Annotated in this window: 11 protein-coding genes; 7 read left to right on the plus strand and 4 right to left on the minus strand. The window is 69.2% G+C overall.

Annotated elements, in window-relative coordinates; genetic code table 11:
* Nucleotides 1–125 precede the first annotated feature (125 nt).
* Genes nusB through ribBA form a run of 3 tightly spaced genes read right to left on the minus strand, consistent with a single transcriptional unit; the run spans nt 126 to nt 2,315 of the window.
* Nucleotides 126–635, minus strand: coding sequence for a transcription antitermination factor NusB (nusB, locus tag ACEU5R_RS09885; protein ID WP_175122565.1), 510 nt, complete (start codon nt 633–635; stop codon nt 126–128).
* A complete protein-coding gene (gene ribH, locus ACEU5R_RS09890; protein ID WP_103276188.1) occupies nt 604–1,128 on the minus strand; it encodes a 6,7-dimethyl-8-ribityllumazine synthase in 525 nt (174 codons plus the stop codon). The genes nusB and ribH overlap by 32 nt, the downstream gene beginning before the upstream one ends.
* Nucleotides 1,125–2,315: a bifunctional 3,4-dihydroxy-2-butanone-4-phosphate synthase/GTP cyclohydrolase II gene (ribBA, locus tag ACEU5R_RS09895; protein WP_103276189.1), complete on the minus strand. Its 1,191-nt coding sequence runs from the start codon at nt 2,313–2,315 to the stop codon at nt 1,125–1,127. The genes ribH and ribBA overlap by 4 nt, the downstream gene beginning before the upstream one ends.
* 114 nt (nt 2,316–2,429) lie before the next feature.
* Here ribBA and ACEU5R_RS09900 point away from each other — a divergent pair, with 114 nt between their 5' ends.
* The 7 genes from ACEU5R_RS09900 to ACEU5R_RS09930 all read left to right on the plus strand — a co-directional run bounded on the left by ACEU5R_RS09900 (nt 2,430) and on the right by ACEU5R_RS09930 (nt 8,487).
* The gene (locus ACEU5R_RS09900; protein WP_392410017.1) at nt 2,430–3,227 is read left to right on the plus strand and encodes an HAD-IIB family hydrolase; all 798 of its coding nucleotides are present in this window, start codon (nt 2,430–2,432) and stop codon (nt 3,225–3,227) included.
* A gap of 20 nt (nt 3,228–3,247) precedes the next feature.
* Complete coding sequence (locus tag ACEU5R_RS09905) at nt 3,248–4,090, plus strand: IclR family transcriptional regulator (protein WP_392410018.1); 843 nt, start codon at nt 3,248–3,250, stop codon at nt 4,088–4,090.
* Nucleotides 4,091–4,250: 160 nt separating this feature from the next.
* A complete protein-coding gene (phnD, locus tag ACEU5R_RS09910; protein WP_392410019.1) occupies nt 4,251–5,249 on the plus strand; it encodes a phosphate/phosphite/phosphonate ABC transporter substrate-binding protein in 999 nt (332 codons plus the stop codon).
* Between the two features lie 5 nt (nt 5,250–5,254).
* On the plus strand, nt 5,255–6,025 hold the full coding sequence (gene phnC, locus ACEU5R_RS09915) for a phosphonate ABC transporter ATP-binding protein (RefSeq protein ID WP_103271053.1): 771 nt from the start codon (nt 5,255–5,257) through the stop codon (nt 6,023–6,025).
* Nucleotides 6,022–6,939 (plus strand): phosphonate ABC transporter, permease protein PhnE, encoded by a 918-nt coding sequence (gene phnE / locus ACEU5R_RS09920; protein ID WP_392410020.1) that lies wholly within the window; start codon nt 6,022–6,024, stop codon nt 6,937–6,939. Before phnC ends, phnE (ACEU5R_RS09920) begins: the two co-directional genes overlap by 4 nt.
* Nucleotides 6,936–7,757: a phosphonate ABC transporter, permease protein PhnE gene (gene phnE, locus ACEU5R_RS09925; RefSeq protein WP_392410021.1), complete on the plus strand. Its 822-nt coding sequence runs from the start codon at nt 6,936–6,938 to the stop codon at nt 7,755–7,757. The genes phnE (ACEU5R_RS09920) and phnE (ACEU5R_RS09925) overlap by 4 nt, the downstream gene beginning before the upstream one ends.
* A 178-nt stretch (nt 7,758–7,935) precedes the next feature.
* Nucleotides 7,936–8,487 carry an SMI1/KNR4 family protein gene (locus ACEU5R_RS09930; RefSeq protein WP_392410022.1) on the plus strand — a complete coding sequence of 184 codons (552 nt, stop codon included), beginning with the start codon at nt 7,936–7,938 and terminating at the stop codon, nt 8,485–8,487.
* A 64-nt stretch (nt 8,488–8,551) separates the two neighbouring features.
* On the opposite strand, the gene ACEU5R_RS09935 is transcribed toward ACEU5R_RS09930, so the two are convergent.
* A complete protein-coding gene (locus ACEU5R_RS09935) occupies nt 8,552–12,778 on the minus strand; it encodes an autotransporter domain-containing protein (protein ID WP_392410023.1) in 4,227 nt (1,408 codons plus the stop codon).
* Nucleotides 12,779–13,099: the final 321 nt, after the last annotated feature.

A 13,099-nucleotide genomic window follows, 5' to 3' on the forward strand; every position in this document is an offset into this window, starting at 1 on the left:
CCGCTGTCCGGCCCTTGCGGACCGTCGTTGACTCCAATGCTGCCGCCACCGTGCAGTCCGGCCCTGCCGGTGCGCGGGCGCGCCTCCCTGGAGAGGGAGACGCGCGGCGCGGCGGGCAGGCCCGCTCAGCGCCGCTGCTGCGCAGCCGCCTGGACCTCGTGCGCGCGCACGTCGGCCGCCAGCTTGTCGAGCACGCCGTTGACGAACTTGAAGCCGTCGGTGCCGCCGAAGGACTTGGCCAGTTCCACGGCTTCATTGATGGCGACCTTGTACGGCACTTCGACGTGATGGATCAGTTCGAAGCTGCCGATCAGCAGGATGCCGTGTTCGACGGGCGACAGCTCGGCCAGCGGGCGGTCGACGTAGGGCGTGAAACGCTCGCGCAGCGTGGGCGCCTCGCGCAGCACGCCATGCAGCAAGGTCTTGAACCATTGCGCGTCGGCCTCGGAAAAATCCTCGGTGTCGCGCAGATGGGCGTCGATCTCGCCGGCGTCCTGCGTGCCCTCGCCCCCGCGCAGCAGCCAGGCGTATACGCCCTGCAGCGCGAATTCGCGGGCGCGGCGGCGGGCGCTGCGGGCGTTGGCGCGCGCTTGCGCCGCGCTATCAGCGCTGGTCGTCGTCTTCTTCGTCGTCAAAATCTTCGTCCTCGTCGTCTTCGTCTTCTTCCTCGGGTTCCAGCGCCGCGACCAGGTTGGCCATTTCGACGGCCACCTGGGCGCAGTCGCGGCCCTTGCCGGCGGCGCGCGCCTGCGCCTGCTCGTCGGTGTCGACGGTCAGCACGCCGTTGGCGATGGGGATGCCGGTTTCGAGGGAGATGCGGGTGATTGCCGTGGCCATTTCATTGCTGACCACTTCAAAGTGATAGGTTTCGCCGCGGATGACCGCGCCCAGCGCGATCAGGGCGTCGAATTCGAACGTTTCGGCCATGTGCGACAGGGCCACGCCCAGTTCCAGCGCGCCAGGCACGGTGGCGACCATCACGTCGCGCTCGTCCACGCCCAGCTCGGCCAGTTCCTTCAGGCAGGCTTCCAGCTCGGCCTGACCGATTTCCTCGTTGAACCGGGCGCGCACGATGCCGATGTGCAGCCCTTCGCCGTTCAGGTCGGGGGTGAGAATGTAAGGGTTCATGTGTCGGCCTTCTGTGTGTTGCGGGAAGATTCGGGAGGGTCGCAATCGTAACCCGTAATGGTGAGCGAGAAGCCCGCCATGCTGGGCATCTTGCGCGGCTTGGCCAGCAGCTTCATCTGGCCCACGTTCAGGTCGCGCAGGATCTGGGCGCCGATGCCGTAGGTGCGCAGGCCGTGGCGGTCGGCGCTGGCCGGCTCGGCCGGGGCCTTGGCGCCGTCCCAGCCGGCGATCTGGCCGAACAGGTGCTCGGCCGAGGACTGGCAGTTCATCAGCACCAGCACGCCGGCCGGCGAGGCGGTGATCGCCGCCAGCGCGTTGGGCACGCTCCAGCTGTGCGGACTGACGCCGGTGTCCAGCACGTCCAGCACCGAGGCCGGCTCGTGCACGCGCACCAGGGTTTCAGCGTCGGGGTGGATCGTGCCGTGCACCAGGGCCAGGTGGGCCGAGCCGGTGGCGGCGTCCTGGTAGGCCACCGCGTCGAACTCGCCCCAGGCGGTCTGCATGCGGCGCCGTCCCAGGCGCTTGACGATGGATTCATGCTCGCTGCGGTACTGGATCAGGTCGGCGATGGTGCCGATCTTGAGCTGGTGCTGGCGGGCGAACTGCACCAGGTCGGGCAGGCGCGCCATGGTGCCGTCGGGCTTGAGGATCTCGCAGATCACGGCGGCGGGCGTCAGGCCGGCCATGGCGGTCAGGTCGCAGCCGGCCTCGGTGTGGCCGGCGCGCACCAGCACGCCACCGGGCACCGCGCGCACCGGGAAGATGTGGCCGGGCTGCACCAGGTCGGACGGCTTGGCGTCGCGCGCCACCGCCACCTGGATGGTGCGGGCGCGGTCGGCGGCCGAGATGCCGGTCTCGACGCCCTCGGCGGCCTCGATCGACTGGGTGAAATTGGTGCCGTATCGCGTGCCGTTGCGGGCGGCCATCAGCGGCAGGTCCAGTTGGCGGCAGCGCTCTTCGGTCAGCGTCAGGCAGACCAGGCCGCGGCCGTGCGTGACCATGAAATTGATGGCTTCGGGCGTGACGAACTCGGCGGCCATGACTAGGTCGCCCTCGTTCTCGCGGTCTTCCTCATCGACCAGGATGACGATGCGGCCGGCGCGCAGCTCGGCGATGATCTCGGAGACCGAGGCGATGCCGTAGGATTCCGGCTCGGAACCGGGCAGGGAGGACAACTGGACGGACATGGGTTGGACGCAAACCAGGCGGGAAAGTCCGGATTTTACCGCCCCTGGCGGCCGGGGGGCTGCGGTTAAACTCCCGGCCGAAGCCTTCCCCCAGGAAAACCAAGGAAAAACGCCATGCAAGCCCTTGCGGCCATGCCTTCCGCCGTCGCGGCCGCCGTCCGCGTCGTGCTGACGGACATCGACGACACGCTGACCACCGACGGCCGCCTGCCGGCCGACGCCTACGCCGCGCTGGAGCGCCTGGAACAGGCCGGCATCCTGGTGGTGCCCATCACCGGCCGCCCGGCCGGCTGGTGCGACCACATCGCCCGCATGTGGCCGGTGCGCGCCGTGGTCGGCGAGAACGGGGCCTTCTACTATGCCTACGACCGCCAGGCCCGCCGCATGACCGCGCATTACTGGACAGACGCCGCCGCCCGCCAGGCCAGCCGCGCCCGGCTGGACGCCATCCGCGACCGCGTGCTGGCCGAGGTGCCGGGCGCCGCCGTGGCCAGCGACCAGGACTACCGCAAGGCCGACCTGGCCATCGATTTCTGCGAGGACGTGCCGCCCCTGCCCGAAGCCGACGTGGGCCGCATCGTGGCGATCTTCGAGGCCGCCGGCGCGCAGGCCAAGGTCAGCTCCATCCACGTCAACGGCTGGTTCGGCGACTACGACAAGCTGACCATGACCCAGACCCTGTTCCAGCGCGAGTTCGGCGCTGACGTGGCGACCCTGCTGGACAGCACGCTGTTCATCGGCGACTCGCCCAACGACGAGCCCATGTTCGCCTACTTCCCGATCTCGGTCGGCGTGGCCAACATCCAGTCGCAGCTGCACCGCCTGCAACGCCGGCCGGCCTATGTGGCCGCCGGCCATGGCGGCGCGGGCTTCGTCGAAATGGCCGAACGGCTGCTGGCCGCCCGCGCCTGACCCTTACCCTGGAAACCGCCGTGGCGACCACACCGAAAACCACCCCGCAATCCGCGCCCAAGGCCACTCCCGCCGCGGCCAACGATGGCCGCCGCAGCATCCAGTCCATCGAGGTCGGCGTGCCGCTGCTGGCCGCGCTGGTGGACGCCGGCAAGCCGCTGACGCTGCGCGACCTGGCTGCCGGCGCCGGCATGACCTCGGCCAAGGCGCACCCCTATCTGGTCAGCTTCATCCGCGTGGGCCTGGTGCAGCAGGACGGCGCCACCGGCCAGTACGAGCTGGGACCGTTCGCCTTGCAGATGGGGCTGGTCAGCCTGCAGCGGCTGGACCCGGTGCGCATCGCCATGCCCGAGATCGCCAAGCTGCAATCCGAGATCGGCCACACGCTGGGCATCGCCGTGCTGGGCTCGCACGGCCCGACCATGATCCACATGACCGAGGCCAGCTATCCGGTGCACGTGAACATGCGCAAGGGCACGGTCATGTCCATGCTGCACACCGCCACCGGGCTGGTGTTCGCCGCCTGGCTGCCGCCCAAGGTCAGCGAGCACTACATCGCCCGCGAAGAGGGCGACACCGCCGTCATCGCCAGCCTGACGCCGCCGCGCAAGGCCTCGCGCGCCAACGTCGAGGCGCAGCTGGCCGACATCCGCGTGCACGGCATGGCGCGCGCGCTGGGCAATCCGCTGCCCGGCGTGGACGCGCTGTCGGTGCCGGTGTTCGACAGCACCGGCAACATCGCGCTGGCGCTGACCAGCCTGGGTCCGACCGGGCTGTTCGACGTGGCCTGGGACGGCAGCATCGCCCGGCCGCTGCTGGCCTGCGCGCAGGAGATCTCGCGCAAGCTGGGCTATCGCGGCTGACCTGCCGGCCACGAGCAAAAGCGAACACGAACCGAACAAAGCGAACAAAAGCCGAAAAGAAAGGCAGGGACTTTCCCAAGTGTGAGCCCTCTTCTTCCATGTTTGAATTCAGATTGAATTCAGTGACAAGTCACATAGACATAGAAAGAGGAGACACACGATGCACGCCTTGCGCCTGCTGCAAACGGCCGCGCTGGCCGCGTTCGCCCTGGGCGCGTCCGCCGCGCAAGCCGCCGACGCCTGCCCCAACCGGGGCGACCTGGACCAGATGTACTGCGACGCCAACAAGGACCTGGTGGCCGACACGCCCACCGATCCGGCCAAGCTGAAGACCCCGTCCACCCTGGTGTTCACCTACACGCCGGTGGAAGATCCGGCGGTCTATGAAGACATCTTCAAGCCCTTCACTAAGCACCTGTCGGAATGCACCGGCAAGCGCGTGGTGTTCTACCAGGTGCAGAGCAACGCCGCCGAGATCGAGGCCATGCGCTCGGGCCGCCTGCACGTGGGCGGCTTCTCCACCGGCCCGACCGCCTTCGCGGTCAACATCGCCGGCGCCGTGCCTTTCGCGGTCAAGGGCTATGCCGACGGCTTCCAGGGCTACAACCTGATCGTCATCGTCAAGAAGGACAGCCCGTACCAGAAGCTGACCGACCTGAAGGGCAAGAAGCTGGCGCACACCGCGCCCTCGTCCAACTCCGGCCACATGGCGCCGGTGGCCTTGTTCCCGAAGGAAGGGCTGACGCCGGACAAGGACTACAAGGTGATCTTCTCGGGCAAACACGACCAGTCGGTCATGGGCGTGAACTCCGGCGACTACGACGCCGCCGCCGTGGCCTCGGACGTGTTCAAGCGCATGGTCGAGCGCGGCCAGGTCAAGGAGGCCGATTTCCGCGTGATCTACCGCAGCGAGAAATTCCCCACCTCGTCCTTCGCCTACGCGCATGACCTGGAGCCGAAGTTCCGCGACCAGATGCTCAAGTGCTTCTACGACTACCGCTTCCCGGCGGAGATGTCCAAGGCCTTCGACGGCGCCGACCGCTTCTATCCGGTGACCTACCAGAAGGACTGGGCCATCGTGCGCCAGGTCGCCGAATCGGGCGGCGAGAGCTTCAACCGCGCCGCCTACGACCGCGAAACCGCCAAGAGCAAGAAGTAAGCCGCATGAGCACGTCGCTACGCATTTCCGGCCTGGTGAAGGAATACCGGGCCGGCCGCCCGGTGCTCAACGGCATCGACCTGGAGGTGGCGGGCCAGGGCCTGACCGCCATCATCGGCCCCTCGGGCACCGGCAAGAGCACGCTCCTGCGCTGCATCAACCGGCTGATCGAACCGACCCGGGGCGAGATCACGCTGCGGTCGGGGCAGGACTCGGTGGACCTGGCGCGCGTGCGCGGCGCGGCCCTGCGCCGCGCGCGCCGCCGCATCGGCATGGTGTTCCAGGAATACAACCTGGTCGAGCGCCTGACGGTCATGGAGAACCTGCTGACCGGCCGGCTCGGCTACACCTCGGCCTTCAAGGCCTGGACCCGCCGCTTCGAGCCCGAGGACATCGAGCACGCCTACCGGCTGCTGGACACCGTGGGCCTGGCCGGCTTCGCCGACCAGCGCGCCGACGCGCTGTCGGGCGGCCAGCGCCAGCGCGTGGGCATCGCCCGCGCGCTGATGCAGCGCCCGCAGCTGCTGCTGGCCGACGAGCCGACCTCGTCGCTGGATCCCAAGACCTCGGTCGAGATCATGGAACTGCTGGCGGCGCAGGGCGACGCCAGCGGCATCCCCGTCATCGTCAACATCCACGACGTGGAGCTGGCCCGACGCTACGCCACGCGCATCGTCGGCATGTCCGGCGGCAGCGTGGTCTACGACGGCGACGGACAGGGCCTGGACGCCGCCATGCTCAAGACCATCTACGGAGGCGAGTCTTGGCTGGAATGATTCCACAGCGGGGCGCCCGCCCCTTCGCCCTGTCCGGCCGCGTCAAGGCCGGCGCGGTCCTGCTGCTGCTCTACACGCTGTACGCGGGCGCGCAGCTGGACTTCAGCTGGAACCGCTTCGAGACCGGGCTGGGCCATGCGTCCACCTTCCTGGCGCGCATGTTCCCGCCCAATTTCGAGAAGCCCGCCACGCTGTGGAAGGGCATCGCCGAAAGCCTGGAGATCGCCGTGCTGGCCTCGGTGCTGGGCATCGCCTGCGCGCTGCCGGTGGGCCTGCTGGGCGCGCGCAACCTGATGCCGGCCTGGGTCTCGTGGCCGGCGCGCGCGCTGGTGGCGCTGTGCCGCGCGCTGCATCCGGTGATCGTCGCCATCCTGTTCGTCAAGGCCGTGGGCTTCGGCGCGCTGGCCGGCATCCTGGCGCTGACGGTGGCCTCGATCGGCTTCATCGGCAAGCTGTTCACCGAGGCCATCGAGGAGATCTCGCTCAAGCAGGTCGAGGCGGTGCGCGCCACCGGCGCGTCCTTCGGCAACGTGCTCGCCTTCGGCGTGCTGCCGCAGGTGTTCGCGCGCTTCATCGGCTTCGCCACCTACCAGTTCGATTCCAACCTGCGCAACTCCACCATGGTGGGCATCGTCGGCGCGGGCGGGGTCGGCGGCACGCTGTTCTCGGCCTTCCAGCGCTTTGACTACGACTTCGTCAGCGCCATCCTGCTGACCCTGATCGCCATCATCATGCTGGGCGAGATCCTGGCCGGCTTCGTGCGCGCGGTGTTCCTGGACAACCTGGGCTTCGACCGCATCCTGCAAGGGCGCTTCGCCGGCGCGCGCGGCCTGGGTTCCGCCCCGACGTCGAATACGGGATTGAACACGCGCGGCGCAACCGCCGCGACGCGCAAGGCGGAGGCGGACGAATGAACGCGCACGCCACCCTGCGCAACGCCGGCGCGCCGCGCGAATGGCACCGCTACAGCCTGGGCCAGCGGCTGCTGCGCTTCGCGCTCTACCTGCTGCTGGCGCTCGCCATCGGCCAGGCCATGCGCGGCGTCGAGATCATCCCGGAGTTCCTGTACGACGCGCCCGAGCAGATGGCCGACCTGTTCCGGCGCATGTGGCCGGTGGACTGGGCCTATTACCCGGGCGGCGTGCACGCCGCGCTGGTCGAGACCCTGCACATCGCCACGCTGGGCACCATCCTGTCGGTGATCCTGGCGGTGCCGGTCGGGCTGCTGGCGGCGAACAACCTCACGCCCAGCCGGACCATCAATATGCTGGCGCGGCTGATCCTGGTGTCCAGCCGCTCGGTCAACTCGCTGGTCTGGGCGCTGCTGTTCATCGCCATCTTCGGCCCCGGCGCGCTGGCGGGCACGCTGGCCATCGCTTTCCGTTCGATCGGCTTCGTCGGCAAGCTGGTGGGCGAAGCGGTCGAAGAGGCGCAACGCGGCCCGATCGAGGCCGTGACCGCCACCGGCGCCAGCAAGTCCGCCGTAATCTGGTACGCCTACTGGCCGCAGATCCGGCCGGCGTTCTGGTCCATCGTGCTGCTGCGCTGGGACATCAACGTGCGCGAATCCGCCGTGCTCGGCCTGGTCGGCGCCGGCGGCATCGGCATGGCGCTGGACACCGCGCTGAACCTGTTCCAGTGGGACCGCGTGGCCCTGGTGCTGGCCTCCATCTTCGCGGTCGTGGTGCTGGCCGAGATCCTGATCACGCAGGCGCGCAAACGCATCCTCTGACGCCGCCCGCCCCCGCGTTCCTTTGCGCCGCCCGGCAACGGGCGGTTTTTTTTGCCTGGGTCCGCCGAAGGGCAAGAAGGTCCGCTCGAACGCAGCAAGCGCGCACGCACGCGCCGGATTTTCGCGCGAGACCGGGCGCTATCATCTGCCTTCCCTCCCCTTGCATGGCAGGCCATCCATGGAATTCCCCGCTTTTGTGTCGGCGCTCAAGGCGTTCTACCAGGACAACGATCAGCCGCTGCGGCTCAAGCCCAAGACTACCGAGGCCGACATCGCAGCCGCCGAACAGGAACTGGGCTTCGAGATCGATCCGGCCTTGAAGGCGGCCTGGCTGGCGGCCAACGGCGGACCGTCGTACAAGCCCGTGTTCGCGCGCCAGGGCTATCTGACGGGCTACGACTTCCTGCCGTTGCAGGACGCGCTCAAGCAGTGGCGCGGCCTGCGCACCCGCGCGCCGCGCTATGCCGGCTACGGGCAGCCCACGCCGCGCGACCCGCGGATCCAGGACGGCTGGTTCCAGGAAGGCTGGCTGCCCTTCGCCGGGTTTTCCGCGCCAACCCTGATGCTGATGCTGGACCACACGCCCACGACGCAAGGCAGGCCGGGGCAGATCATCGCCTTTACCCACGATCCGGATTCCATCGACTACGTGTGCGAGGACTTCCCCACCCTGCTGGCGCAGACGCTGGAGCAGATCGAGGAAGATCCCGAGGATTTCCTGGAAGGCTGAATCCGTGCGACGGCCCTTGTGCACGGACGGCTCGCGCCGCCTGGACGGCGCGAGCCTGCCGCGCCTAGAAACGAACGGTCAGGTTCGCGCGCACGCCATGGTCCCGCGCCGCCCCCGATAGCAGACCCTGATAGGCCAGGCCGACGCTGGTCTTGCGAGTGGCCTGCAGATCCAGGCCGGCCTCGATCACCGCGCTGTTCCTGGCGAGCGCCACGCCCGCCACCGTGAAGAATTCGCCCGCGGAGAACGCTTGCGTGGCCTGCGGCTTCACATCGCCCGTGGCGTGACGCCATCCCAGCGATCCCCGCAGCGCGGCCTGCGCACCGCCCAGTTCGAAGCGCGACGTGGCCCGCGCGCCCAGGGTCGAGAAGATCGTCTCGCTCGTCTGGCCTGCCGCATGCAGCGCGGCCGCGCCGCCGCTCTCGCGATAGCCGCCGGTGCGCAGATTGACGTAAGCCAGGTTGACGAAGGGTTCCAGCGCGACGGCGGACAGGTCGATGCGATAGCTCAGGTCCGCGTAGGCCTGGGCGCTGCGGCCGTCATAGCCGGCCTTGAGACGGTCGGAGAAGCCAGGCATGGCGACCGAGCGGCGGGTGGCGATGTCGTGCCAGCTGTAGGCCACGCCGCCGCGCAGGCCCAGCCCGCCCCATTGGCCGCCGCCGTAGGCGCCCAGATGGTAGTTGTCGCTGCGGCCCGAAGAGGCGCGGTCGTTCACATCGAAATCGCTGCGGCTGTAGCCGGCCATCACGCCGACCCGCCAGGTCTGGGCGAGCGGCGCGTCCAGCCCCATCAGGAAGCCGCCGCTGGAACGCTTGAGCGCGGCCGCGTTGCCGTCGCCGTCGGTCCGGCTCCAGGCGCCCAGGCCCTGGATCCAGCTGGCCGGCCCATACGCGCCCTCCTGCCCGCCGGTTGCCAGCGCCCCCGCATCCTTCCCGGCGGCGGCCAGCAGGGGCGTGGAACGCGCGCCGTCGGCGGCCTCGCGCAGACGGTCGCTCATGGCATCGCGCAGATAACGGCTGTCCTGCAACAGCAGGGTCTTGGCCGAGGCATGCAGTTCACCGGACAACTGATCGAACCCCGCATGCAGCAGCGCCGGATCGTCCGGCAGACGCACCACGGCGTCGTACAGCCGGTTGCCGCTGCCCATGCCGATGCTGTCGATGGCGGCGGCCGCGGCGCGCTGGTTGCGCGTCGCCCCCGTCCAGGCCATGCGGGTATCGTTGCGCGCCAGGCTCAGCGACACGCGGCCGGCGCCGTAATCGTAGGCCAGGCTCGGCGTCAGGAAGGCGAAGTCGGAGGACACGGCATCGAAGCGGCCGGACAGCGTGCCGCGCACTTCCATGAGGGTGTAGCTGGCATTCAGCGCATAGTCGCCCTGGGCGCCGACATGCGCCACCGCGCCGCCATTGAGCGTGGCATTGCCGGTGACGCGGACCAGATCCGCGCCGGCGCCGGCCGGATCGGTTTCAACCACGAAGCGTGCGCCGCCCTGCATGAGCAGATCGCCGTCGATGGTCAGCGTGCCGATGGAGTTGCCCGGCGACAGGACGCCGCCGGCGCCGACCGCCACGCGCGAGCCCGCGCCCGCGCCTATCGTCCCGTTGCCGCCCAGCACGCCGCCGGCGCCCACGTCGAGCGAGCCGCCCAGCCGGCCGTTGATCGCCAGCCGGCCGCCGTTGACGAGCGTGCGGCCGGTGAAGCCGGCGCCATCGCCCTTCAGGTCGAGCACGCCCTCGCCGGCCTTGATGAGATCGCCGCCGCCGGACAACACCCCTGTCAGGCCCAGCGTGGTGTTGGCGGCGACGTCGAAGCCGCCAGATTGCGTCACCGTGATGGCGCGCGCCGTATCGAACGACGTCGTGGTCGCCAGCGTGCCGCCGTTGAGCGCCAGCCCCCCGGCGGCGTCGCCCAGGTTGGCGTCGCGCTCGACCTGCAAGGTGCCGCCCGAGACCGTCGTGCCGCCGCTGTAGGTATTGGCGCCGCTCAGCACCAGCGTCCCGGCGCCGGCCTTGGTCAGCGTGGTTCCGTTCCAGCCGGTCGCGGCATTGGCGGCCTGGTCGGCCAGCGCCGCGCCGACCGTGAAGCGATCCGTGGCGTTGGCCAGCGTGAACGTGCCATGCGCCAGGTTGTTGCCGGCGGTCCAGGCCAGGCCGTAGCGGGCCAGGTACTGCAACGTGTCCGCCGACTTGCGCGTGTTGACGCTCAGGTAGTCCACGGCGCCGGCGAAGCCGCCGGTGCTGATCCTGGCGAAGTCACCGTTGATGCCGCCGGCGGTGTCGATCAGCACGACCTCGGCCGGGCTGGCGCTGTCGACGCCGCCCAGCCGGAAGGTCACGTCGGCGCCGAGCGTCACCGTGTTGGCGCGCAGCGGCGCGCCGTTGGCGCCGGCGGTGAGGTCGAGAGTGGTGTGGTCGGCCATGCCGATATCGCCCGTCGCCCCCAACGTCGCCGGCCCCTGCACCGCCAGCGTGCTGCCCGCGCCCGACACCTTCAGGTCGCCGGCCAGCCTGCTGGCCGCGCCAGAGGCGCCATCGCCATACTGCAGCGTCCCGCCCGTCACTTGCGCCGAACCGCCCAGCTGTCCCAGCACCACCAGTTTGCCGCCAGACACCGTGGTCTTGCCCAGGAAGGCGCCATTGGCGCCCGCCAGGAACGTGGTGCCGGCGATCTGGTTCAGGCTGTGCGCGCCGCTGCCCGTGCTCAGCAACCGTGTCGCGAACCGGTAGGCGGTATCGGTATGGTTGAAGCTCAGCGTGGCGATGCCCGCGCCGAACTGGACCGCGCTGGCGTTGAGCGTGCCCGCACCCGTAGCCGGCTGGCCCGGAGCCGCGCCGATATTGAGGGTGCCGCGGGTGGGAAAGATCAGGAACCGGTCCGGCGCCAGCGACACGATCCCCGTGCCGGCGGCGCCGACGTTGACAGCGCCGCCTTGCCCGATCGTCAGGGTGCCCGCGCCCGTTCCCACGCCGAAGCCCAGGATCATCGCACCGCTGTTGTTCCAGGTGGAACCGGCGCCGCGCACCACGACTTCACCGTTGCCGCTCATGCTGCCCACATAGCTGTCGCGGTTCGAGACGGTGCCGCCCGACTCGATGCTCAGGGTGCCCTGGCCGGATACGTCGCCCACCCTGAGCTCGCCGGCATTGGCCCAGGTCGAACCGCGCCCCGACACCAGGAAATCGCCGCTGCCGTTCTGTTGGCGCCCGACGACGCCGTCGACGCTGGCGACATACCCTCCCGCCAGGACTGACACGCCGCCCTTGCCACCCTCTGAGCCGACCAGCAGCGCCGCGCGATTGTTCCAGAGCGCCCCCACATCCGAAACCGTCACGGTCGCCGCGCCATTCTGCCGCGCATCGACCGTGGCGAAATGATTCGAGACCGTGCCTTGGTAATAGATATTCAGATTGCCGGGCCCGCTGCCGCCAACGAACAGGTTGCCTGTCAGTGCCCAGGTCGCGCCGGTGTTGTACACGTTGACCCGGGCCGAGGCGCCAGGCGCCGCGCCGGCGTCGATCCGGCCTGTCTCGGTGCCCAGTATGTTGGTGATCAGCAGGGATCCGCCCGTGACGGTGGTATCGCCGTCGAACCGCGAACTGTCGCCCAGCAATAACGTGATGCCGGCGTAGTGATTGAGTTGGTGCTGCCCCGCCTGTTGGCTGTTCAGGGCGGGCGCGAAACTATGGGCCCCCGTCGAATTGAAGTTCAGCGTGCCGCGGCCCGCGCCGAAGCGCACCTCCGATGCGATCAGGATGCCGGCGGCATCGACGGCCGCGCCGCCGGGCGCGCTGCCGATGTTGATGACGCCGACCGCGTCGCGATTGCTGGCCAGCTCGACACCCCCCTGGCCATTGGCGCCCGCCGAGACCATGCCTTGATTGGCGAGCATCAGCGTGCCGCTGCCGTTGGCGCCGACGACCAGGCGGCCGTTGACCTCCCAGGACGCGCCCAGGCCCGAGACCGTCGCCGTGCCCACGCCGTCCGGCGTCGCTCCCAACCAGCCGCTGGCGCTGCGCACGATCGTCGCCGGGGACTCGATCAGCAGCGAACCGAACGCGGCATTGCCTATGACCAGGTCATTGGAGTCGTTCCAGTTCACCGCAGGTGTCACGTCGCCGATCGCCACCGCACCGGCCAGCGCCTGTGCGGCAGGCGTGGCGCTGGCCGCCGCCAATACGGCCACTAGCGCCACGCCGCGCGAACGGCTCTTGCCCCGCCCCCGGGCGTGCTCGCCGGCCACCCGCCACTGGCCGGTGCCTCGGTTCAGGACGATGCGATACGCGCGGTTCATGGGCCCTCTCTTTTCTCTTGTCATGGCCCGTCGCCGGCGATGCCGGGGCGGGCGCGTATGGGTATCGAGGCCCCGCATAAAGCGTCCGGCCCGCCAATTACAATTAGAAAAGTTCGACCCGCCCTTGCCTATCACTGAAACTGGGTAATTGCGCGGACGCAATCAAAGCCGAAAATGTCCGACCGCCCGTCGTGCGGATGATTGTTGATGCACTGCAGCCCGGTCTATGCTCCGTGTGAGTTTTGTGAAATAAATATGACCGGTCATCAAATCATCCTTCCCGTTTGATTAAGATCTCGGCTTTTGCCGTTGGACACCCGC

It is taken from the genome of Achromobacter sp. 413638 (genome assembly GCF_043119405.1).
GTDB lineage: Bacteria > Pseudomonadota > Gammaproteobacteria > Burkholderiales > Burkholderiaceae_B > Achromobacter.

Excerpts from the sequence above, each read along its gene's own strand:
- ribH (WP_103276188.1), bottom strand. The coding sequence starts at position 1,128 with ATGAACCCTTACATTCTCACCCCCGACCTGAACGGCGAAGGGCTGCAC.
- ribBA (WP_103276189.1), bottom strand. The coding sequence starts at position 2,315 with ATGTCCGTCCAGTTGTCCTCCCTGCCCGGTTCCGAGCCGGAATCCTAC.
- ACEU5R_RS09900 (WP_392410017.1), top strand. The coding sequence starts at position 2,430 with ATGCAAGCCCTTGCGGCCATGCCTTCCGCCGTCGCGGCCGCCGTCCGC.
- phnD (WP_392410019.1), top strand. The coding sequence starts at position 4,251 with ATGCACGCCTTGCGCCTGCTGCAAACGGCCGCGCTGGCCGCGTTCGCC.
- phnC (WP_103271053.1), top strand. The coding sequence starts at position 5,255 with ATGAGCACGTCGCTACGCATTTCCGGCCTGGTGAAGGAATACCGGGCC.
- phnE (WP_392410020.1), top strand. The coding sequence starts at position 6,022 with ATGATTCCACAGCGGGGCGCCCGCCCCTTCGCCCTGTCCGGCCGCGTC.
- phnE (WP_392410021.1), top strand. The coding sequence starts at position 6,936 with ATGAACGCGCACGCCACCCTGCGCAACGCCGGCGCGCCGCGCGAATGG.
- ACEU5R_RS09930 (WP_392410022.1), top strand. The coding sequence starts at position 7,936 with ATGGAATTCCCCGCTTTTGTGTCGGCGCTCAAGGCGTTCTACCAGGAC.
- ACEU5R_RS09935 (WP_392410023.1), bottom strand. The coding sequence starts at position 12,778 with ATGAACCGCGCGTATCGCATCGTCCTGAACCGAGGCACCGGCCAGTGG.